Consider the following 415-nt stretch of genomic DNA (forward strand, 5'->3'; position numbering starts at 1 on the left):
CCTCTTTAGCGCGCTTGTGAATAAGCGCGGCGGACGGTTTATCGCCGAAGACCATTACGCGGGCTCTTACTATGCGCAAGTTGCTCGTAATCCTTACTATTTCCGTGATTATGAGACGTGCTACATGGTTTTCGATCAGCAAACTTATGATCAAATGGAAGAGATTTCCGAGGTGGGCGCCGATGTTATCGTGGCTCAGGCCGAAACCATCGGTGCTTTGGCCGAGGCCCTCCAAATGCCGGCAGGAACTCTCGAGAATACCATTGCATATTATAATGAGTATGCTCAAAAGGGAGAAGACCCCCTGTGGATGAAAAGGCCAGCGTATACGAGACCAATTTCTCAGCCACCTTTCTATGCGGTAGCTGCCACGATGCTTAATGGTCTCTTTACTTATGGCGGTCTCAAGATCAAC

The 415-nt window shown here is 49.4% G+C and carries 1 pseudogene; it reads left to right on the forward strand.

Annotated features, from left to right (window positions below):
- Positions 1–415, forward strand: a pseudogene (locus NE591_RS12780) (FAD-binding protein); the annotation flags it as partial.

The organism is Adlercreutzia sp. DFI.6.23, from assembly GCF_024462535.1.
GTDB lineage: Bacteria > Actinomycetota > Coriobacteriia > Coriobacteriales > Eggerthellaceae > Adlercreutzia > Adlercreutzia rubneri.